This is a genomic window from Pseudomonas aegrilactucae (genome assembly GCF_019168305.1).
Taxonomy (GTDB): Bacteria; Pseudomonadota; Gammaproteobacteria; order Pseudomonadales; family Pseudomonadaceae; genus Aquipseudomonas; species Aquipseudomonas aegrilactucae.
In genome coordinates, this window is sequence record NZ_JAHTBI010000010.1 from 54,370 (window position 1) to 76,434 (window position 22,065).

Below are 22,065 nucleotides of genomic sequence, written 5' to 3' on the forward strand. Positions count from 1 at the left end.
TACAATGTAAATACATACTATATCAAGGCAGAAAAATACCAATTTGTTTTTCATCAAAAGATGAAATAATCACGGCTTATCGCATGTGATACTTCAAAAACCGCACTATCGCGTCGCTCAGGCGTACGCCAGCAGGGAACCGCCCATGAACACCCTTGATCGCTACCTGGACGCCGCCGTACGGGATAACACCCGACGCAGCTATCGCGCTGCAGTGGAGCACTTCGAAGTGACCTGGGGCGGGTTCCTGCCGGCCACCGCAGACAGCATCGCGCGTTATCTGGCGGACTACGCCGAACAGCACTCGATCAACACCTTGCGCCAGCGCCTTGCCGCACTCGGCCAGTGGCACACCAGCCAGGGCTTCCCCGACCCGACCAAGGCGCCGCTGGTGCGCCAGATGCTCAAGGGCATCCGTGCCGTGCACCCGGCCGAGCAACGCCAGGCGGCAGCGTTGACGCTGGAGCACCTGCAGCAGACCATCGCTACACTCCACGCCCAGGCCGAGCAGGCGCAGCACGAGCACTGCCTGCCGACGCTGCTGCGTGCACGGCGTGACATCGCGTTGCTGCTGATCGGTTTCTGGCGTGGGTTTCGCGGTGATGAACTGGCGCGCCTGCGCGTCGAGCACATTCAGGCCCAAGCGGGTGTGGGCATGCAGCTCTACCTGCCGCAGAGCAAGGGCGACCGTCAGGGCCGCGGGGTGCACCACCGCGCACCGGCGCTCAAGACCCTGTGCCCGGTACAGGCCTATCTGGACTGGATCACCGTGGCCGGCATCGCCCACGGCCCGGTGTTTCGCAAGCTCGACCGCTGGGGCAACCTGAGCGAACAGGCGCTCAACAGCGCCAGCCTGATCGCCCTGCTGCGCAGGATCTTTGCCAGTGCCGGGCTGCCCGCCAGCCTGTACAGCAGCCATTCGCTACGCCGCGGCTTTGCCACCTGGGCCAGCGGCAATGGCTGGGACCTCAAGGCGCTGATGGCCCACGTCGGCTGGCGCGACATGAAATCGGCACTGCGGTATGTGGATGCGTCGGCATCGTTTGGCGAGCTGGCGCTATTGCCGGCCCCATGAGGGAGACGGGTGGTTGGCGTGCTCGTCATCGGGTGACGCATGCATGACGGCTTCCCCATGATTTGTGCAGTGTCCGTGCCTGGTACCTCCAGGCTAAGGAGGGCTACCGGCGCGGGCTACTGGCACAAATCACAGGTTTTCAGTCATGTTGTGAATAAGCGTGCGATCGAACGGTTATAGCTTGGCAATCGACACCTCGGTGGATTTCACAAAGGCAATCACTTCACTGCCAATGCGCAACTCCAACTCATGCACCGAACGGGTAGTGATGACCGAGGTGACGATGCCGGCCTGGGTCTGCACGTCGATTTCCGAGACCACCGGGCCTTCGATGATCTCCTTGATGGTGCCCTTGAACTGGTTGCGTACGTTGATCGCCTTGATGGTCATGGTGTAGCTCCTTAACGGTAGGGGGCACCGTGGTTGCAGTGCGTGATGAGCAGAGTGCACCCCTCGCCTAAAAATCAAAAAGAATAAATAACGACAAATATATTCTTTTTAGAAATATATGAATTCGCATATGCAAATGCCTATAAGTTATTTATTTATGGTTTTTTAGATCATTTAGGATCCAAGAAGCCCGGCCGCAAGGCCTGAACCTTATTCGTACAGGTAACCCGTGTGAGCGCCACGTTGCACACTTCACGACCCTCTCCATTGCTGATTGCACAAGACCTGGCCAGCGAGTTCGCCCGCAGCGTGGTCGAGCGTGATCACCAGGGCGGTACGCCCAAGGCCGAGCGCGATGCCCTGCGCAACAGTGGCCTGCTGGCACTGAGCATCCCACGTGAATTCGGCGGCCTGGGTGCCAACTGGACGCAGACCTTCGAGGTGGTGCGCGCGTTCGCCCGTGTCGACAGCTCGATTGCCCACGTGTTCGGCTTTCATCACCTGATGCTGGCCACGGTGCGTCTGTTCGGCGCCCCCGATCAATGGCAGCCGTGGTTCGAGCTGACCGCACGCAAGAACTGGTTCTGGGGCAACGCCCTGAATCCGCTCGACACCCGCACGGTGGTCCGCCACCACGGCAGTTGGCGTGAGTTCTCCGGCAAGAAAAGCTTCTGCTCCGGGGCCAGCGACTCCGAGATGCTGATCGCCTCGGCGGTCGATGAAAGCGCCGGCGGCAAACTGCTGATTGCCGCAATCCCAAGCGGGCGCACCGGCATCACCCTGCACAACGACTGGAACAACATGGGCCAGCGCCAGACCGACAGCGGCAGCGCCACCTTCGAGCGCGTGCGCGTCGAAGAAAGCGACCTGCTGCTGGACCCCGGCCCCTTGAGCACGCCGTTCGCCTGCCTGCGCCCACTGATCGCGCAACTGCATTTTGCCAACATCTTTCTCGGCATCGCCGAAGGTGCCTTCGACGAAGCCCGCGAGTACACCCTCAAGGAAACTCGCCCGTGGTTCAAGTCCAGCGCCCACAGCAGCCATGAAGACCCTTACGTGCTCGGCCATTTCGGTGACTTCTGGGTACGTCTGCAGGGCGCACGGCTGCTTCTTGATCACGCCGCTCGCGAACTCGATCAGGCCTGGACCAAGGGTGCAGCATTGAGCGCCGAGCAACGTGGCCAGGTCGCCGTGGCCATCGCCACCGCCAAGGTGGCCGCCAGCCGCGACGGGCTGGAGCTGTGCAGCAAGGTCTTCGAGGTGACCGGGGCCCGCGCCACGCAGACCTCGGTCGGGCTCGACCGGCACTGGCGCAACCTGCGCACGCAGAGCCTGCACGACCCGCTCGACTACAAACTCCATGAACTGGGTGACTGGGCCTTGAACCAGCGCCTGCCGATTCCGACGTTCTATTCATAGTGTGACTGCCATGCAATTGTTGACCCTACCGCCCTCGCCCGCCCTGGCCACCTCGATCCGCGCTACCGCGCAAGTGTTCGAAGACCCCAAGTCGCGGGCGCTGCTGGCGCACTTGCAACAGGTGGCGCCAAGCGAAGCCAGCGTGCTGATCATCGGCGAGACCGGTACCGGCAAGGAGCTGGTGGCACGCCACATCCACAACCTCAGCGGCCGGCGCGACAAGCCGTTCGTGGCGGTCAACTGTGGCGCGTTCTCCGAATCGCTGGTGGAGGCCGAGCTGTTTGGCCACGAGAAAGGTGCATTTACCGGCGCCCTGGCGGCCAAGGCCGGCTGGTTCGAGGAAGCCAATGGCGGCACGCTGTTTCTCGACGAGATCGGTGACTTGCCGATGCCGATCCAGGTCAAGCTGCTGCGCGTGCTGCAGGAGCGCGAAGTGGTGCGCCTGGGCTCGCGCAAGAGCATCCCCATCAATGTGCGAGTGCTGGCCGCGACCAACGTGCAGTTGGAAAAGGCGATCAATGCCGGGCACTTTCGCGAAGACCTGTACTACCGCCTGGACGTGGTCAGCCTGGAGCTGGTGCCGCTGCGCGAACGCCCCGGCGATATCCTGCCGCTGACCCGTCACTTTATCGAGGCCTACAGCCAGCGCCTGGGTTACGGGCACGTCAGGCTCAGTGCCAGGCCGAGCAGAAGCTGCGCAGCTACGGCTGGCCGGGCAACATACGCGAGCTGGAGAACGTGATTCACCACACCTTGCTGATCTGCCGTGACGGCGTGATCGAACAGGATGACCTGCGCCTGTCGAACATGCGCATCGAACGCGCCGACGACAGCCCGGGCACCGATGACTCGGCCCAGGCCCTGCTTGAACGGGCCTTCCAGAAGCTGTTCGAGGAACAGGCCGGTGCGCTGCACGAGCAGGTCGAGGATGCACTGCTGCGCGCCGCCTACCGGTTCAGCCATTACAACCAGGTGCACACCGCCGCCCTGCTGGGGCTGAGCCGCAATGTGACGCGCACGCGGCTGATCAAGATCGGTGAGCTGGCGGTCAATCGCCGCCGGCCCACCGGTACCACCCAGGGCGAGCGCGTGCTCAACCTGTCGATCTGATCACTCGCGCGCGGCGTATACCGCATTGCCCGCATCCGGCGCCAGGCGGCGGAACACCAGCGCCGATGCCATGCACGCCAGCCCGCACAGCAGCATGACCCAGGCCACATCGCTGGTGGCGGGCGTGGTGTGCCCGCGCAGGTTCATCAGCGCGCCCAGCAGCGACGCGGCAAGCCCCACCGACAGGCTCATGCTCAACTGCACCGTCATCGCCGACAGGCTGCTGGCCCGGCTGCTCAAGGCGGCGGGCACGTCGGCGTAGGTCAGTGCGCCAAGGGTGCTGTACTGCAGCGAACGAATCACCGCACTGCCAAACAGCATCAGCACGATCACCCAGTAAGGCGTAGTGCTGGTAAAACTGGCGCATGCGGCCAGGCTCAGGCCGGTCAGCAGCGCGTTGCCGGTGAGCGTGCGACGGATGCCGAAGCGGCGCACCACCCGCACCGCCAGCAGCTTCATCAGAAACGCACCGGCACCACCGGCCAGGGTCAGCAGGCCGGCATGCAACGGGCTCAGGCCGAAGCACAGCTGGAACAGCAGTACCAGCAGAAACGGCGATGACGAGGTGCCCAGGCGCAACACGTTGCCACCCCAGAAGCTGATGCGGTAGCTGGGGATGCGCAGCAGCGACAGGTCCAGCAGCGGCTCGGCGCAACGGCGTGCGTGGCGGATGTACAACGCACCGCACAGCAGCCCCAGCGCAATCATCAGCACCACCCAGGGCCGCGGCAGCAAACCATGCCCCAGCGCCTCGAAGCCGAACACCAGCGCCCCCAGCGCAACGGCGCTGAGCAGCAGGCCGCGCACATCCAGGCGCCGCCCCCGCACACCGGGGTACTGCGGCACATGGCGCAACACCAGTACGATGCCAAGCAGGCCGATCGGCAGATTGATCAGGAAGATCCAGTGCCACGACACGAAGGTCACCATCAGCCCGCCCAGCGGCGGCCCGATCATCGGCCCGATCAGCGCCGGGATGGTGAGGTACGACAGGTTGCGCAGCAAGTGCTCGCGCGGCGACCAGCGCAACAGGATCACCTGCCCCACCGGCACCATCATCGCCCCCGCCGCGCCTTGCAGCATGCGCGCCAGGCACAGTTGCAGGAGTGAGGTGGAGGCCGCGCAGGCCAGCGACGAGGCGATGAACAGCACGATCGCCACCACGAACAGGCGACGCGGGCCGAAACGATCGGCCGCCCAGCCACTGACCGGCACGCACAGCGCGGCGGCCAGCATGTACAGCGACACCACCAGGTTCATGCGCACGCTGGGCGCGCCGAAGTCGCTGGCCATCTGCGGCAGTGCGGTCATCACCACGGTGGCATCGATCAGTTCCATGCACAGCGCGCAGCCGATGATCATCGGTACCCGGCGCGACAGCGGCCGGGTGCTTGGCAGCGGTTCGGCCATGGTCACTCAGAACAGTCCCGAGGTCGGTGGTGGCGTGCCCTTGAGGTGCCAGGTGCCGACCGCGGCCGCCTTCCAGTGGCGCGGGTTGTGGTTGGCCACAGTGCGCGCATTGCGCCAGTGCCGGTCGAGGTTGTGGCGGCGCCCGGTGGTGGAGGCGCCGCCCACGTCGAACAGCAGTTCGGCGGCCTTGAGTGCCGACTCGGCGGCAATGTATTGCGCCTGGGCCACGTCGATGGCGGCCTGGTCAACGGCCTGCGGCTCCAGTTGCACGGCCCAGGCACGATCGATGCTGGCCGCGGCCTTGAGCACCACCGCCTCGGCGGTGAACGCGCGCGCCGCGACCTCGCCAACGCTCAGTTGCACATAGGGGTCGTCCACCGACTGGCTGGCGCTGCTGTGCTTGATCGGCCGTGCGTGCTCACGCGCGAAGTACACCGCATCGTCCAGCGCATTGCGCGCGATCCCGGCCTCGACGGTGGCCAGGAACAGCTGCAGGAACGGTGTGACGATGGTGCGCTTGCCCTCCTCCACGGTGCGCGGGCGGATTTCGCTGGCCAGCACCTGCACATCGTTCAGGCGTGTGGTGCCGCTGGCCGTCAGACGCTGGCCCATGGCGTCGAAGTCATCCACCAGCTCCAGACCCAGGCGATCACGTGGCAACACGAAGGACACCGGCTGGTCGTGTTCGTCCAGCGCTACCGCGCTGACCCAGTCGGCATACAGCGCGCCGGTACTGTAGTACTTGCTGCCGGTGGCGCGGTAGTGCTCGCCCTCGCGCACGATGCGTGCGCTGATCGCACCGTTGGCGCCGCCCACTTCCCAGCCGGCGTTGCCCAGCACCGCGCCGTCGAGGTAGCGCGCGAACCAGCGCTGGCGCTCCTGCTCGGCACCCTCATGCCGGGCGGCCAGCAAGCCTTCGACAAAGGCAAAGCCGGGGCGCATGGCCTGGGCGACATTGGAGTCCACGGCCGCAACCCGCAGCAGCAGGCCGATCACATCGCCTACCGCGCCACCCGGGCCGCCGTAGGCTACGGGGATGCGGGCGGTGTAGAGGCCGGCGGCGGCCAGTTGGCGGATCGCGTCATAGGGCAATTGCCGCTCGCGCTCACGCTCGGCTGCACCGCTGGCGATCTGCGGCAACAGCGCGTCCAGGCGCTCGTGCAACTGCGCGATACTGGTCAACGCGGGCTTGGGTACTTCGGACAGATGTGGCATTGGCGCCTCCTTGGGCGTTTGAAAAAGACCAGGCTGGTTCGTTGCTGCATTCAGATCGCCAGCTTGAGGAATTCGAAGGACGTGCGACGCCCGCTTTCCAGGTGCGGGATGGCGTCCAGCAAGGCCAGCGTGTAAGGGTGCTGCGGGTGGTCGAACACCTCGCGCACCGGGCCGCTTTCCACTGCCACGCCGTCTTTCATCACCAGCACCTCGTCACTGACATGGTTGATCACGCCCAGGTCGTGGGAAATGAACAGGCACGCCAGGCCGAGGCGCTGCTTGAGGTCATCGAGCAGTTCGAGAATCTGCGCCTGCACCGACACGTCCAGCGCCGAAACCGGCTCGTCGCACACCAGTATCTGCGGCCCGGCCGCCAGGGCGCGGGCAATCGCGATGCGCTGGCGCTGGCCGCCCGACAGCTCGATGGGGCGACGCTCCAGCAGCGCCGGGTCCAGGCGCACCAGGCCAAGCAGTTCTTCGGCGCGGCGTGTCCAGTCGGCACGCTTGTGCCCCGCCACCTCAAGCGCCTCGAACAGCACACGCTGCACGCTGTAGCGCGGGTCGAAGGAGCTGAGCGGGTCCTGGAACACCACCTGGATACTGCGGCGCAGTTGGCGCCTGTGCGCCTCGGAGAGCTTCAGCCAGGGCTGGCCCTTGATCTGGATATCGCCGCTGTCGGGGGTTTCCAGCCCCAGGATCATGCGGGTCAGGGTGGTCTTGCCCGAGCCTGACTCGCCGACGATGCCCAGGGTCTTGCCACGGCGCAGTTGCAGCGACACCTGATTGACCACGGTGCGCAGCTTGCCGTCCGGGCCCTTGAACGCCTTGCTCAGCGCGCGCACCTGCAACAGCGGCGGGTCTTGCGGCGCCTGCGTCGGCACGATTGCCAGTGGCGCACGGGCAGCACCCGGGGTGCGGCGAAAGTGCACGGCCCTGCCGGCACGCAGCAGGTACTGGGTGTAGGGATGCTGCGGGTCGTGCAGCACGGCATCGACGCTGCCTTGCTCCACGATCACCCCGTTGTGCATCACCGCCACCCGGTTGGCCAGACGCGAAACCACCGCCAGGTCGTGGCTGACGATCAGCATCGCGGTGCTCTCGCCACGCAGCGATTCGAGCAGGGCCAGTACCTGCGCCTGCACCGTGGCGTCCAGCGCGGTGGTGGGTTCGTCGGCAATCAGCAGGCGCGGGTTGCAGGCAATCGCCGAGGCAATCAACGCCCGCTGGCGCAAGCCGCCAGACAGCTGGTAGGGGTACTGCCGCGCCCGCAGTTCGGGCTCCGGCACCCCCACCGAGCGCAGCAGCTCGATCACCCTGGCCTGGCGCTGTGCCCGGTCAAGCTCGGTATGCAGTTGCAGCGGTTCGGCGATCTCCTTGCCCACTGGGCGCAGCGGATCGAGCGAGCCCAGCGCGTCCTGCATGACAAAGCCGATCTGCGCACCGCGCACGTTGCGCCAGGTGCGCTCGTCGAACTGGCGCAGGTCGTGCCCGGCGAACGACAGGCGGCTGGCCTGGATCTGCGCATTGACGCCGGTGAGGCCGGCCAGGGTGCGCGAGGTGACGCTCTTGCCCGAGCCCGACTCGCCCACCAGCGCCAGGCACTCACCCTGGTGCAGCTGGAAACTGATGCCCTTGAGGGTGGGCGCGGCGTGCGCACCGAAGCGTACCTGCAGGTCTTGCACATCGATCAGGGGTGGGTTGCTCATGGGCGTTTACCTTCGCTGCGGCGCAGCAGTTCGCGGCCGATCGCACTGATCGATACCACGGTCAATGTGATGGCCAGGGCCGGCCAGGCCACCAGCCACCAGGCGTTGGCCAGGTAGTTGCGGCCGATTGCGAGCATGCCGCCCCATTCCGGCGCGGGCGGCGGTGCGCCAAAGCCCAGGAAGCTCAAAGCGGCGCCGGCGACGATGTTGCCGCCGATGCCGATGGTGGCCAGGATCAGGATCGGTTTGATCGCATTGGGCAGCACGTGTCGCACGATCACCGATCCCCGCCCCAGGCCCAGGGTGGTGGCCGCCTCGACGTAGCCGGCGCCGCGTACCACCAGGGTTTGCGCACGCACCAGGCGTGCATAGCGCGGCACGCTGGCAATACCCACCGCGATAATGGTGTTGAGCTGGCCCTGGCCGAAGAAGGTGATGATCACCAGCGCCAGCAACAGGTCGGGGAACGCCAGCAGCACGTCGACCCCGCGCATTACCGCGCCGTCCAGCCAGCGTGGCCCCAGGCCTGCCGCCAGGCCGAACACGGTGCCCAGCAGCAGGCCGATGGCGGTGGCGGCCAGCCCCAGTACCAGCGACGGACGCACCGCGTACACCAGCCGGGTCAGAATGTCGCGGCCGTTTTCATCAGTGCCCAGCCAGTGCAGGCTGTCGGGGGCACGAAATGCCTGACGGGCACTGGCCTCCAGCGGGTCGCCCGCCACCAGCCAGCCGGGCTGGATGGCCGCGATCACCAGCAGCAGCACGAACAACCCGGCCAGGACCAGGCCTGGGCGCACGACCCAGCGCCGCGTACTGCGACGCTGCGCGACGAACAACGGCTCGGCCTGCACCAGGCCCAGGCTTGCACTTTGATTGACGGGCGCCATGGGCACCTCCACAGACAAGGGGTAGCGGCTCACGGCGCCGGGTTGGGGGTCAGTGCGTGGATCTGTTCGATGCGCGCCAGGGTCTCGGGGCTCAGTTGCAGGTCCAGCGCGCCGATGTTCTCGCGCAGTTGCGCAAGGCTGGTCTGCCCGGTCAGCGCACTGCTGACGAAGGGCTTGGCGATCACCGCCGCCAGGGCCAGTTGCGCGGGGCTCACGTGCAGCTCACGGGCCAGCGCTACATAGCCGGCGATGGCCTGCTGTGCGGGTCCGCTGTCGTAACGGTTGAAGGTGCGGTACACCGACGACAGCCGCGAACCCTCGGGGCGTGCGCCGCCCAGGTACTTGCCGGTGAGCGCGCCGAACGCCAGTGGCGAATAGGCCAGCAGGCCGACCCCTTCGCGGTGGCTGTACTCCGACAGGCCGCCTTCGTACAGGCGGTTGAGCAGGCTGTAGGGGTTCTGGATGCTGACGATGCGCGGCAACCCCTGCACCTCGGCGGCGCGCAGAAACTGGCCAACCCCCCACGGGGTTTCGTTGGATACGCCGAGATGGCGGATCTTGCCGGCCTGCACCTGCTCGGCCAGCACGCTCAGGGTTTCGCTGATGGCGATGGCCTGCGGATCGTCGACATAGGGGTATTCGCGCTGGCCGAAGATGTTGGTGGTGCGGTCGGGCCAGTGCAACTGGTACAGGTCCAGGTAGTCGGTCTGCAGGCGCTTGAGGCTGCCGTCCAGCGCGGCGACGATGTTGGCGCGGTCATGCCGGGTCAGGCCATCGCGGATATGCGCACCGCTGCCGGGCTGGCGGGACGGGCCGATGATCTTGCTGGCCAGCACGATATCGCTGCGCCGGCCGGTCCTGGCCAGCCAGGTGCCGATGAAACGTTCGGTGCTGCCCCAGGTATCGGCATGGGTCGGGGTCGGGTACATCTCGGCGGTGTCGATCAGGTTGACCCCGTGGTCCAGCGCCAGGTCGAGCTGCTGGTGGGCGTCCTGCTCGCTGTTCTGGTGGCCCCAGGTCATGGTGCCCAGGCCGATCAGGCTGACCTTGAGGTCGGTGTTGCCCAGTGTGCGGTAGTTCATGCGGTATGCCTCGCTAATCGGTTCAGACGGCCTCGGCCGCGCGTTGGTACTGGCTGGCCGGGTACGGCAGGCCGAGGTGGTCACGCAGGGTGCTGCCGGTGTATTCACGGCGGAACACGCCGCGCTGCTGCAGCAGTGGCACCACCTGCTCGACGAACACCTCCACGCCCGACGGGAACATGTCGGGCATGATGTTGAAGCCGTCGGCGGCGCCGGCGCGGAACCAGTGTTCAAGGGTGTCGGCGACCTGTTCAGGGGTGCCGACCAGCAGGCGGTGGCCGACCAGGATGCGCCGCGACAGTTCACGAATGGTCAGGTTCTCGCGGCGCGCCAGGTTCAGTTGCGCCTCGAGAAAACCGTGCGAGCCGCGCTCGAATTCGCTGACCGGACCGATGCGCTCCCACGGCAGCGGCGCGTCCAGGTCCAGTTCGTGCGGTGACAGCCCGACGCGAAAGGCCAACTGCTGCACCAGGCCGACCTCGCCGTGGTAGGCGTTGAGTTCATCGAAGCGCGCATGCGCCTCGGCCTCGGTGCTGGCGATCACGGTGGACAGGCCAGGCATGATCTTCAGGTGCTCGGGGTTGCGCCCCCAGTTGTGCGCACGCTGCTTCATCTCCTGATAGAACGCCTGGCCATCGGGCAAGGTGGTCTGGGTGGTGAAGATCGCATCGGCATAGCGCGAACCCAGCGCCTTGCCGCCTTCGGACGAGCCGGCCTGCACCAGCACCGGCCGGCCTTGGGGCGAGCGCGGCAGGTTGAGCGGGCCCTTGACCGAAAAATGCTCGCCGACAAAATCGATGCTGTGCACCTTGTGCGGGTCGGCGAAGCGCCCGCTCGCGGCGTTGCCGATGACCGCGTCGTCTTCCCAGCTGTCCCACAGCTTGAGGGTCACGTCGATGAACTCGTCGGCCCGCGCATAGCGGTCCACATGGCGTGGCGCGCCGGCCAGGCCGAAGTTCTGCGCCGCCGCGTCCCCGGCGTTGGTCACCACGTTCCAGGCGGCACGCCCGCCGCTGATATGGTCCAGCGAGCTGAAGCGCCGGGCCAGGTTGAACGGGTCGTTGTAGGTGCTCGACGCCGTGGCGATCACGCCGATGTGCCGGGTGGCCAGCGCTACTGCGGTCAGCAGCACGGTGGGCTCCAGGCGCCCGGCCGGGTGCTGGGCGATGTCGCCGGCCAGCGCCGGGCCGTCGGCGAGAAAGATCGCATCCAGGCAGCCACGTTCGGATATGCGCGCGATGTTGCGGTAGTACTCGACGTCCAGGTAGGCATTGGCGGGTACTTCGGCCTTGCGCCAGGCGCCGGCATGCGCGCCGAAGCCGAGGATATTCATGCCGATGCTCATCTGTTTTGCGGGCTGGCTCATGGCAGCTGCTCCTGATCTGTGGTCAAACCGCGCTGGCTTCATCGCGCACGGTGGCGCCGTCCTGCGCATGCAGCGCACGCCAGGCCGCGCCCGGGCTCACGCCATTGAGGTAATAGTTGCCCAGGGCGCGTTCGCGGTAGATGGCCGGGTTGTGCGAGGCCAGGGTGCGTGCGTTGCGCCAGTGTCGGTCCAGGCGCCGGGCCTGGCTGGTGGCCGAGGCGCCGCCCACCTCGAACAGCAGCGTGGTGGCTTCGAGCACCTGCTCCAACACCACCTGCTGGGCCTGGAAGGTGCGGATATCGGCCTCGACGTAATCGGCCTCTTGCGCGGTATCGCTCAGCTCGGCCTGGTGCACCCGCTCCAGTACCTCGGCGCTGGCCAGCACCAGGGTTTCGCTGGCGTAGGCCAGGCTCGACAGCCGACCGATCACGCGCTGCACCAGCGGGTCGTCCTTGGGGCTGGACTGGCCGGGTACGCCAAAGGCACGGGTGCGGCCCTGCACGAAGGCGCTGGCATCGCGCAACGCGGCGCGGGCAATGCCGGCCAGGGTGGCGAGGTGGAACAGCTGGTAGAACGCCGAAATGTACGACTCGGCGCGCAGTTCGCCAGGCTTGAAGCGACGCAGCACATGCGCCTCGGGCACCTCGACATTGTCGAAGCGGGTGGTGCCGCTGCCGCTCAGGCGCTGGCCAAAGCCGTCCCAGTCGTCCTCACGGGTCACCCCCGGGGCATCCACCGCCACCACCACACTGACGAAGTCCTTGTCGTGCATGGCCACGGCCGCGACCCAGTCGGCATAGATAGTGCCGGTGCAGTAGTACTTCTCGCCATTGAGCCGCCAGCCGCCCTCGCCTGCTGCCAGGCTCACCGAGTTGGTGCTGCTGTCGCTGCGCTCGGCCATGGCCGCGCCCCACAGCTGCCCGGCCACGACCTTGGCGAACCAGTAGTCCTGGGAAGCGGCATCGCGGCTGGACAGGCGCCCTTCGACAAAGCCGAAATGCGCCCGCACGATCTGCGGCAGGTTGGAGTCGGCTTCGGCCAGGTCGATCAACAGCCTGAACAGCACCGACAGGCTGACCCCGGCGCCGCCATGGGCCTGGGGTACGCGCAAGGCGCTGAAGCCGGCATCGCGTAGCAGGTGGACGGCCTCGAACGCCAGTTCGCGCTGCTGTTCGCGTTCGACGGCACCGGCGCCGATCTGCTCGAACAGCGGTTGGAAGCGCGCCTGCAGCGCGCGGTAGGAGGTTTGCTCTGTCATGGCAGGTCCTTGCAGAAAGATGGCATCACACGGCCTTGGCGCGCGGGTCCACCCAGTGATTGATCAGGTCGACGAGAAAGTTCACGACCACGTAGATGGCGGCGGCCAGCAGGGTGATCCCCAGCAGCAGCGGCATGTCCTTGGAAAGTGCCGCGTCGAGCATCAGCCGGCCGATGCCCTGGCGCGAGAACAGCAGTTCGATGACCACGGCGCCGCCCAGCAGGCTGGCGAACACAAACCCGGACAGCGTCACCAGCGGCACCAGCGCGTGGCGCAGCGCATGCTTGAGGCGCACGCCGGTTTCGGACAGGCCGCGGGCGCGGGCCATGGCGATGAAGGGTTGTTCGAGGATGTCTTCCAGTTCCTGGCGCAGCACCTGGCTGAGCACTGCCGCCACCGGCAGGGCCAGCGCCACGCTGGGCAGGATCAGGGCCTGCCAGCCCTTGGAGCCGGACGGTGGCAACAGGTGCCAGCCGAACGCGAACGCCAGCAGCAGGACCAGGCCGATCACGAACGAGGGGGCCGACGACAACACCAGTTCGGTGCCCGACACCAGCGAGCGGATCCACGCCGCGCGGTTGGCCGTGGTCACGGCCACCAGCACCGACAGCAGCACCGCCAGCGCCGCGGCGGCCAGCGACAATTGCACGGTGGCGCCCAGTTGCCCGGCAATCACCTGCCCCACCGGGATGCGCAAGCGATAGGACTCGCCCAGGTCACCCTGGGCCAGGCGCCCCAGGTACTGGCCGTACTGCACGATCAAGGGCTGGTCCAGTCCATATTCGGCGCGTACCTGGGCGATCAGTTCGGCACTGGGCATGGCCTCAGGGCCACCGAGGATGGCCAGTGCCGGGTCACCGGCGCTCAGGTTGATGGCCAGGAATGTCAGCGTGGCGGCGCCCCACAGCACGCCAAGGCCGGACAACAGTCGACGCACTAACAGGCGCAGGGTGTTCATTGGACCTCCGGGTCGAGCCATACACTGGTAAAGAAGGGCGTGTTGTGCGAGGTGTCGAAGATCACGCCCTTGACCGCCTTGCGGTAGGCGACCACCACATGCGCCTCGAACACCGGTATCGCCGGCACGGTTTCCACCAGGCGTTGTTGCGCGGTGCGGTACAGCGCCGCCAGTTCGGCCGGGTCGGTGGAGCGCCGCGCTGCCGAGAGTGCCGCGTCCAACGGGGCATCGCGAAAGCGACCGGCGTTCTGGCCGATGAGCTTGGGCGTGCTGATGGCGTTGCTGTGGTAGAGGATGTACAGCCCGTCCGGGGTGTTGGTGTGCCAGTAACCGCCGGCCAGCAGTTGGAAGTTGCTCGAATAGCGGTACTGGGTGAACTGCGCCAGGGGCATCAGGTCAATGGTCAGCTCAAAGCCGATCTTTTTCAGATCAGCCTGGATCGCCACGCCAACGCTGCTGGGGTAGGCGCCGGTCTCATAGGTGACCAACCGGGCGGCCAGGCGCTGGCCGTCCTTGACCCGATAACCGTCGGTATCGCGCTGGGCCCAGCCCGCTTCGTCGAGCAGGCGGTTGGCCTCGGCCGGGTCGTAGCCGAGCACGTCCTTGAAGGCGGGGTCGTAATAGCGCGTATTGGCGGCGAGAAAATCGCCTTTGGCCTGGTACTCGCCAAAGCCGGTGATCCACGTCAGGCCTTCACGGTCGATGGCCTTGGCCACCGCGCGGCGTACCTGTACGTCCTGGAACGGGAAGCGCTCGACATTGAAGACCATGCTGCGAAACGGGTTGGCCTTGCGGATGCGGCTGTGCATGCGCAGATCGGGGTTGGCGCGAATGGCCTTGGCGTTCTGCGCCGGGGCATCCACGGTGAAGTCCGACTGGCCCGACTCCAGCGCGCTGAAGCGGATCATCGGTTCGGGAATGATGCTCAGCTCGATGCGGTCCAGGTAGGCTTCGCCGCTGTGCCGGGTGACGGCCGGGGCCCAGTGGTAGCCCTTGCGCTTGACGAAGGTGAGGCTCTGTTCGCGGGTGTAGCTTTCAAGCACGAATGGCCCGGTGCCGATCGGGTGTTCGGCGATGGACTTGGGTGCCTGCAGAATCTGGCGTGGCGAGAGCATGCTCAGCCAGGACTGTGCCAGTACGTCGAGGAACGGCGAGTACGGTTCGCGCAGGCGCGCCTCGAAGGTGTATTCATCGACAATCCGCCCATCCACGTACGGCGCGATGTAGGCCGCCGCCAGGGGTGACTTGGTTGCCGGGTCGCGCATGTGTTCAAGGTTGACCTGCACGGCGCGGGCATTGAATTTCTCGCCGTCGCTGAAGGTCACGTCATCGCGCAGGTGGAAGGTGTAGGTCAGGCCATCGGGCGAGATCTCCCATGACTTGGCCAGCCACGGCGAGATATTGCCCTGCTCGTCCTGGTACAGCAGGCAGTCGAACAGGATGCGCCCCAGCCACTGCACGTTGCCGTGGGAAATCGAGTGCACGTCGAGGGTGGTGGTGTCCAGCGCGGTGGTGACGCGCAAGGTACCGCCCGGCTTGCCAGGGCTGGCCTCGCGAAAGTCCTCGGCGGCGTAGCTCACGCTGCCGTCGCGCAGCACACCGTCCAGGGTCGAACGGCTTGCGTGCGGCAGTTCGTCGGCCGGCTTGCAGGCGCCCAGCGCCATCACGCTGCCGAGTACGGCCAGGCGTGCGAGCCTTGTGATCAGGGTCATGTGCTTCCTCCGCCAGCGCCGGGTGCCTGTGCACCACGACGCTGGCCGCGCGGGCTTAGAAGTTGTAGGTCACGCCGGTGAAGGCGCCGAAACCGTCACCCGGGTACAGCGACGCGACGTCCCTGCCCTGCGCGTTGTAGGTCGGCAGCACAGCGGTCACGTAGTCCTGGTCGGTGAGGTTCTTCAGGTCCAGGTACACCTGCCAGGTCTTGCCCGGGTCGTCGTAGCCCAGCCGCGCGCCCCACAGCGTGTAGGACGGTGCGTAGAAGCTGTTGGCGTAGTCCACCGCCGTGCTCGACACCGAACGCACATTGACCCCGGCATAGAAACCGCTGGCCCACTGGTACTGCAGCTCGCTCTGGTACACGTGCTTGGGCAGCCCCGGCAGTTCGTTCTGCTTGAACAGCGGGTCGTTTTCGTAGTGGAAGTCGTTGAGCGTGTAGGCCTGGCGCCAGGTCAGGCTGTCGCCATTGGCGCCTTCCCACAGGCGAGTGCTCAAGCCGGCTTCGATGCCCTGGTGAATGGTCGGCGTGGCGTTGGAGGTGGACACCACCGCGGCCGAAGTGCTGGTGGCCGGCAGCACTTCGACGTTGAGCAGCTCGTTCTTGATCCACGACTTGTAGAACGCCAGGCTGCCGTCGAACACCCCCGCCTTGCCCTTGATGCCGAACTCGACGGTGTTGGCCGCTTGCGGTACCAGTGGCTTGGCGTAGTTGCTGGTGACCCCGGAGCCAGAGCTGGACCAGGAGCTTGGCGGGTCGATGGAGCGGCTGGCGTTGGCAAACAGTTGCACGTCTGGCGCGATGTAGTAGCGCAGGCCGATACGCGGCGCCAGCTTCCATTCATCGTACTGGTAGTGGTCCGGCAGGCCGCTGGTATTGGCCCGGTCGCTGAAGGTGACGTTGATGTCGCGCTTGATCTGGATCGCCGACAGGCCGGTGGCCAGGTACAGTTTGTCGGTCAGCCCCAGGTCGTTGCCCAGGCTGAACACGTGGTCGAACGAGCCATCGTACTCGACCTGCTTCTGCAGCACGCCCAGGTCCTTGTCGCCCCGGTAGGTGCGCACGCCCGAGCGCACATGCTCGGTACTGCTCCAACCCACGGTGCTGGTGCTCGGCAGCCCGAACAGCTGGTCGGTGCGGCTGTACTTGAGCGAGTAGTTGATGTCGCGCCAGTCCCAGTAGTTGGGGTTGACGGTGCTCTGACGGCTGAGGATCTGCGGATAGTTGTGGTACACCAGCCCCGCTTCGAGGGTGGCGTCGTCATCGAAGGTGTAGGTGGTCTTGCTGCCGACCCAGGTAGAGCCGCGCTTGGTCGAGTCGCCACGGGTGTCGCGGGTGGCCACGTTGGTCTGAGTGGAGTTCTTTTTCAGCTGGGCGCGGGTCAGCGCGCCCGAGTTCTCGTGGTACTCCTCGCGGTAGCGGATGTACAGGCGGGTTTCAAGCTTGGGGTTGAAGCGGTAGCCGAAGTTGCTGACCACGCCTTTGGCCTTGGTGAAGGTGAAGTCCTGGTAGCCGTCACGGCTGGAGTTGTCGACGCTGACGAAGTAGTCGGCGTTGCCGGCCACGCCACCGGTGCTCAGGGTCTGCTTCTGCCAGCCGAAGCTGCCACCTTCGACCTTGATGCGATTGCCCGGCGCGGTGAGCCCGGAGTGGGTCACGAAGTTGATCGCGCCGCCCAGCGACAACGCGCCGTATTCAAAGGCGTTGGCGCCGCGCAGTACTTCGGTGTAGTTCAGGCCCTGGGTATCCAGTAGTTCATAGGGCGTACCACCGGCACCGGTCAGTGCGAGGCCGTCGAAGAGGAACTTGGTGCCTTCACGGAAATAACCGGGCGAGGTATTGGCGCCCGAGCCGCGAATCGAAATCTTGATCGCGTCATTGCCACCGGCGGCCTGGGCATAGACGCCCGGTTGATAGGCCAGGGTATCTTCCAGTGTGGCCGAGCGGCCTTTTTCGACGTCGGCCTGGGTGACCAGGCTGGTACCGCCGGCGACCTCGTCGAGCTTGGCCTGTGCGGCTTGCGCAGGCGTCTGTTTGGCGGCCTGCACGGTCACTGTGCCCAGGCGCTTGTCGCCGTTGGGGCTGGTGTCGGCGGCCGACGCCAGGGGCGTAAAGGTTAATAGAGCGCTGCTCACAGCGAACAGGGATGAATGTCGCAATACTGCCGAAGTTGCCCAATGCACGCGTTTCAAGGTCTTGCTCCCCACCTGATTGAAAATAGGCGAGTTTCTATTGGTATAGTCAATCTCACGGTGACTATTGCAGCGAGCGTGCCAACTGGCGAAGTGCCTTGTTTATTGGGGAACCGCAGGGAATGGAGCAAGACGTAGTGTTGTTATACGGTGCTAGTGTCGAGAAGGTGTTGCGTGGTGAACAGTTGGTAGTTGGTGGTATATCCATATAACCGCGGCGACCCTTTCGCTGGCAAGCCAGCGCCCACAGGTACCCACTGCCCCTGGGGGTGGTGTAGCTCCTGTGGGAGCTGGCTTGCCAGCGAAGGCAATGTCAGCTCGAGCGCAACGCCCACAGCCGTGCGACATCCCGCGCCCGATCACGCAACAACGGCGCCGCCTGCGCGCAGGCCTGCTGCAAGCTCATCGGCCCGCTGGTCACGGCAAAGGCCGCATCGATGCCATGGGCATACAGGTCCTGGTAGCCTTCGCCCAACGTACCGGCAATCACCACCACCGCCACCCCGTGGCGCTTGGCAATGCGTGCCACGCCGAACGGTGTCTTGCCGCGCAGGGTCTGCGCATCGAAGCGCCCTTCCCCGGTGATCACCAGGTCCGCCCCGCGCACGGCCGCTTCCAGCCCGGCAAGGTCGGCCACCACCTCGATCCCCGCACGGAACTGCGCATTCAGGAAGGCCTTGGCCGCAAAGCCCATGCCCCCCGCCGCGCCGCAGCCCGGAAAGTCGCGCACATCCTCTTCCAGCAACCCTGCGCAATGGTCGGCAAAGTGCCCCAGCGCGCGGTCGAGCAAGGCCACCTGCTCGGGGCTTGCGCCCTTCTGCGGGCCGAAGATGGCCGAGGCGCCGTTGGCGCCGCACAGCGGGTTGTCGACATCCGCCGCTACCTGCACCTGCACCTGGGCCAGGCGCGGATCGAGCGTGCTGGCATCGAGGCGCGCCAATTGCGCCAGGGCCAGGCCGCCCGGCTCCAGTTCGCGACCGTCGGCGTCGAACAGTTGCAGGCCCAGTGCTTGCAGCATGCCGCTGCCGCCATCGTTGGTGGCACTGCCGCCAATGGCCAGGATGATTTGACGGGCACCGGCATCCAGCGCCGCGCCGATCAGTTGCCCGGTACCAAAGGTGCTGCTGCGACACGCATCGCGCTGCGCCAGTTCAAGCAGCTGCAGGCCGCTGGCCTGGGCCATTTCGATGATCGCGGTGTGGCTGTCGGCCAACCAGCCCCAACTGGCCTGCACCGGGGTGCCCAGCGGGCCGACTACCTGCAGCGTGCGCTGCTCGCCGGCGCAGGCCGCCACCAGCGCCTGCATGGTGCCTTCGCCGCCATCGGCCATCGGGCAGCACACCAGTTGCGCCTGCGGCAGCACCTCGGCCAGGCCCTGGGCAATGGCAGCGGCCACGCCTTCGGCACTCAGGCTGTCCTTGAACGAGTCGGGGGCGATGACGATTTTCATGGGTGTACTCCTGATCCAGATAGGCTGCATGCTGCCAGTTACGGGGGTTGCAGGCGTCGGTCGGATGCACAAGGTGGCGCCAGGTTATTTGTTCAGTTGGACAATCCGCTGTGCGCAGGCAGCAACTGCAACGCCAGGTACAGGCTCAACATCCCCTCCAGCCGCAACGGGTCCACCCCGCTCACTTCGCCAATGCGCTCCAGCCGGTAGCGCAGGCTGTTGCGGTGAATGCCCAGCGCCTCGGCGCACGCCTGGCTCTGCCCATCATGCGCGCACCAGGCACGCAGCGTGGCCAGCAACTGCCCGCTGGTGTCCTTGGCGCGAACCCGCTGCAACGGCGCCAGCAGCTCGTCCAGCGCATCGTCATGGCGATGGCGCCACAGCAACGCCGGCAACCGATAGCGTGCCAGGGTCAACAGGCGCTCCTGGGGCAGTACTTCGCGACCATAGGCCAGCAGGTCACGTACCCGACGGTAGCCACGGCGCAGGTTGTCCAGCCCATCGGCCGGCCCGGCCACCGCCAGGCGCTGCACCTGCCAGCCCTGGGCCTGCACCTTGTCGAGCAAGCGCTGTTCATCCAGCGCAGTACCGGCCGGGCGGCACCACAGCAACGACTGGCGGGCCGGGCTCACGCACCAGCTGTCGGGGTAACGCGCAGTCAGCCAGGCGGCCAGCGGCTCGGCGGCCGGGCCCTCCTCAAGCTCGAACAGGCAGGGGATGCGGGTCAGTTGCGGCTTGAGCCCCAGTTGCCTGGCTTCATCGACCAGGCGCGGCGAATCACCGGTCCCGCCCAGCAGCAAGGCCAGCAGGTCATCGCAGCGCTGCTTGCGCCATTGCTGCTCCACCTGCAGGTGGCGCTGGGCCAGCAGCATCTCGGCGGTCATGCGCACCAGCTCGGCATAGGTGCGCAGTTGCTGCGGGTCGCCGGTGATGCCGAGCACGCCGATCAGGCGCCCGTCGAGCAGCAGCGGCAGGTTGACCCCGGGCTGCACGCCCTTCAGGCATTTGGCAGCTTCGTCGTCGATCTCGACGATGCGCTGGTTGGCCAGCACCAGTTGCGCACCTTCGTGCCGGGTATTGATGCGCTGTACCTCGCCACTGCCCAGGATCAGGCCCTGACTGTCCATGACGTTGACGTTGTACGGCAGAATGGCCATCGCCCGATCGACGATATCCTGTGCCAGGTCGTGGTCGAGCTCGAACATGGAGGATCCTTGTGGTCGCATGGGTTGGTCCGGGGCACAGCGCCAGGGCGCAAAGGCTGTGCAAAAGCACAAAGACAGCGCCCGCTGGCTCAACGAGACTCGTCACAGCAGCTGCCTCGATGCAGACCTGCGGCGATAAACATAACAACAGAGAGAGAATCATGTCATACAGCCCTGCCCCTGACCAAGGCCACGACGTCGACCGCAACGCGCTGTACCGGCGCATCACCTGGCGGCTGATCCCGTTCATCTTCGTCTGCTACCTGTTCAACTACCTGGACCGCGTCAACGTCGGCTTCGCCAAGTTGCAGATGCTCGATGCGCTGAAGTTCAGCGAAACCATCTATGGCCTTGGCGCCGGCATCTTCTTCATCGGTTATGTGCTGTGCGGCCTGCCCAGCAACCTGGCGCTCAACCGCTTCGGCCCGCGGCGCTGGATCGCGCTGATGATGATCACCTGGGGCACGCTGTCGACCTGCCTGCTGTTCGTCACCACACCCATGGAGTTCTACGTGCTGCGCCTGTTGACCGGTGCGGCCGAAGCCGGTTTCTTCCCGGGCATCGTGCTGTACCTCTCGCAGTGGTTCCCGGCGCATCGACGCGGGCGCATCATGGCCTTGTTCATGTCGGCGATTCCGGTGTCGGGCCTGCTCGGTGGGCCGTTCTCGGGCTGGATCCTCAATCATTTCGCCGCCGGCCAGGGCGGCCTGGCCGGCTGGCAGTGGATGTTCCTGATCCAGGGCCTGCCGACCGTGGTGCTGGGCTGCCTGGCGGTGTTCCTGCTCAGTGACGGCTTTGCCAAGGCCCGCTGGCTCAGCCCGGCGCAGCGCCAGGCGGTGGACGCCGACCTGCGCGCCGATGCCGATGCCAAGCCGAAAACCGCCAGCGACAGCCTGCTGTCGGTGTTCGCCAACCCGCTGATCTGGACCTTCGGCTTCATCTACTTCTGCATCCAGAGCGGGGTGTACGCGATCAACTTCTGGTTGCCGTCGATCATCAAGAACATGGGCTTCAACGATGCGCAGCTGATCGGCTGGCTGAGCGCCATTCCGTACCTGCTGGCCGGGGTATTCATGCTGCTGGTGGGGCGTTCGGCAGACCTGCGCAACGAGCGTCGCTGGCACCTTGTGGTGCCGATGCTGATGGGTGCGGTGGGCCTGCTGATTGCAGTCAACTTCGCGCACAGCCCGGTGATCGCGATTCTCGGCCTGAGCATCGCGACCATGGGCGCGCTGACCGGCCTGCCGATGTTCTGGCCGATGCCGACCACCCTGCTGACCGCCGGTACCGCGGTGGCGGGCCTGGCGATCATCAACTCGGTGGGCCAGATGGCCGGCTTCCTCAGCCCCTACCTGGTGGGCTGGATCAAGGACCAGACCGGCTCCACCGATGCGGCGCTGTATTCGCTGGCGGGGTTGATCGTGGTGGGTAGCCTGGTGGCGTTGCGGGTCTCGCGCAGCAAAACCGGCACAGTCAAAGCCCTGGCCAACTGAGGACCGCGTCGCCTGCTTCGCTGGCAAGCCAGCTCCCACAATGTGCTTCGGTGTTCACAAGACCCCGTGGGTGCTGGCTTGCCAGCGAAGCTTTCTACCCTGTACAACGGATCGAATCCCTTCACGCAAAAGGAT

The 22,065-nt window shown here is 66.0% G+C and carries 16 protein-coding genes and 1 pseudogene; 4 read left to right on the plus strand and 13 right to left on the minus strand.

All coding sequences use genetic code 11. The annotated features are described in order from the left end of the window. Nucleotides 1-145 precede the first annotated feature (145 nt). Nucleotides 146-1,075 (plus strand): site-specific integrase, encoded by a 930-nt coding sequence (locus KUO17_RS03480; RefSeq protein WP_217973631.1) that lies wholly within the window; start codon nucleotides 146-148, stop codon nucleotides 1,073-1,075. A gap of 174 nt (nucleotides 1,076-1,249) precedes the next feature. Here KUO17_RS03480 and KUO17_RS03485 read toward each other — a convergent pair whose 3' ends face one another. Next, nucleotides 1,250-1,465 carry a TOBE domain-containing protein gene (locus KUO17_RS03485; protein WP_043862773.1) on the minus strand — a complete coding sequence of 72 codons (216 nt, stop codon included), beginning with the start codon at nucleotides 1,463-1,465 and terminating at the stop codon, nucleotides 1,250-1,252. Between the two features lie 231 nt (nucleotides 1,466-1,696). Here KUO17_RS03485 and KUO17_RS03490 point away from each other — a divergent pair, with 231 nt between their 5' ends. Together KUO17_RS03490 and KUO17_RS03495 are read left to right on the plus strand one after the other, a co-directional pair. Beyond that, nucleotides 1,697-2,884 carry an acyl-CoA dehydrogenase family protein gene (locus KUO17_RS03490; RefSeq protein ID WP_217973632.1) on the plus strand — a complete coding sequence of 396 codons (1,188 nt, stop codon included), beginning with the start codon at nucleotides 1,697-1,699 and terminating at the stop codon, nucleotides 2,882-2,884. Between the two features lie 10 nt (nucleotides 2,885-2,894). Beyond that, nucleotides 2,895-3,994, plus strand: a pseudogene (locus KUO17_RS03495) (sigma-54 interaction domain-containing protein). Here KUO17_RS03495 and KUO17_RS03500 read toward each other — a convergent pair. From KUO17_RS03500 to KUO17_RS03555, 12 genes are all read right to left on the minus strand, one after another. After that, nucleotides 3,995-5,404, minus strand: a complete 1,410-nt coding sequence (locus tag KUO17_RS03500; protein WP_255263387.1) for an MFS transporter — start codon at nucleotides 5,402-5,404, stop codon at nucleotides 3,995-3,997. It abuts the pseudogene before it with no gap. Between the two features lie 6 nt (nucleotides 5,405-5,410). Beyond that, the gene (locus tag KUO17_RS03505; RefSeq protein WP_217973633.1) at nucleotides 5,411-6,619 is read right to left on the minus strand and encodes an acyl-CoA dehydrogenase family protein; all 1,209 of its coding nucleotides are present in this window, start codon (nucleotides 6,617-6,619) and stop codon (nucleotides 5,411-5,413) included. Between the two features lie 50 nt (nucleotides 6,620-6,669). After that, on the minus strand, nucleotides 6,670-8,325 hold the full coding sequence (locus KUO17_RS03510) for a dipeptide ABC transporter ATP-binding protein (protein WP_217973634.1): 1,656 nt from the start codon (nucleotides 8,323-8,325) through the stop codon (nucleotides 6,670-6,672). Continuing rightward, entirely contained in the window at nucleotides 8,322-9,212 is an 891-nt protein-coding gene (locus KUO17_RS03515) for an ABC transporter permease (RefSeq protein WP_217973635.1), read from the minus strand. The genes KUO17_RS03510 and KUO17_RS03515 overlap by 4 nt, the downstream gene beginning before the upstream one ends. A gap of 29 nt (nucleotides 9,213-9,241) precedes the next feature. Beyond that, on the minus strand, nucleotides 9,242-10,294 hold the full coding sequence (locus KUO17_RS03520) for an NADP(H)-dependent aldo-keto reductase (RefSeq protein WP_217973636.1): 1,053 nt from the start codon (nucleotides 10,292-10,294) through the stop codon (nucleotides 9,242-9,244). Nucleotides 10,295-10,316: 22 nt separating this feature from the next. Continuing rightward, nucleotides 10,317-11,660 carry an LLM class flavin-dependent oxidoreductase gene (locus KUO17_RS03525; protein WP_217973637.1) on the minus strand — a complete coding sequence of 448 codons (1,344 nt, stop codon included), beginning with the start codon at nucleotides 11,658-11,660 and terminating at the stop codon, nucleotides 10,317-10,319. A gap of 22 nt (nucleotides 11,661-11,682) precedes the next feature. Beyond that, nucleotides 11,683-12,918 carry an acyl-CoA dehydrogenase family protein gene (locus tag KUO17_RS03530; protein WP_217973638.1) on the minus strand — a complete coding sequence of 412 codons (1,236 nt, stop codon included), beginning with the start codon at nucleotides 12,916-12,918 and terminating at the stop codon, nucleotides 11,683-11,685. Nucleotides 12,919-12,943: 25 nt separating this feature from the next. Next, entirely contained in the window at nucleotides 12,944-13,876 is a 933-nt protein-coding gene (locus KUO17_RS03535) for an ABC transporter permease (protein ID WP_217973639.1), read from the minus strand. After that, nucleotides 13,873-15,588, minus strand: coding sequence for an ABC transporter substrate-binding protein (locus KUO17_RS03540; protein ID WP_217973640.1), 1,716 nt, complete (start codon nucleotides 15,586-15,588; stop codon nucleotides 13,873-13,875). Before KUO17_RS03540 ends, KUO17_RS03535 begins: the two co-directional genes overlap by 4 nt. A 55-nt stretch (nucleotides 15,589-15,643) precedes the next feature. Beyond that, complete coding sequence (locus KUO17_RS03545; protein WP_341869580.1) at nucleotides 15,644-17,773, minus strand: TonB-dependent receptor family protein; 2,130 nt, start codon at nucleotides 17,771-17,773, stop codon at nucleotides 15,644-15,646. A 322-nt stretch (nucleotides 17,774-18,095) separates the two neighbouring features. Then, nucleotides 18,096-19,232, minus strand: a complete 1,137-nt coding sequence (locus KUO17_RS03550) for a glycerate kinase (protein ID WP_217973641.1) — start codon at nucleotides 19,230-19,232, stop codon at nucleotides 18,096-18,098. Between the two features lie 92 nt (nucleotides 19,233-19,324). Beyond that, nucleotides 19,325-20,437 carry a sugar diacid recognition domain-containing protein gene (locus KUO17_RS03555; protein ID WP_217973642.1) on the minus strand — a complete coding sequence of 371 codons (1,113 nt, stop codon included), beginning with the start codon at nucleotides 20,435-20,437 and terminating at the stop codon, nucleotides 19,325-19,327. A gap of 161 nt (nucleotides 20,438-20,598) precedes the next feature. Here KUO17_RS03555 and KUO17_RS03560 point away from each other — a divergent pair, with 161 nt between their 5' ends. Further along, a complete protein-coding gene (locus tag KUO17_RS03560; protein WP_217973643.1) occupies nucleotides 20,599-21,930 on the plus strand; it encodes an MFS transporter in 1,332 nt (443 codons plus the stop codon). Nucleotides 21,931-22,065 lie beyond the last annotated feature (135 nt).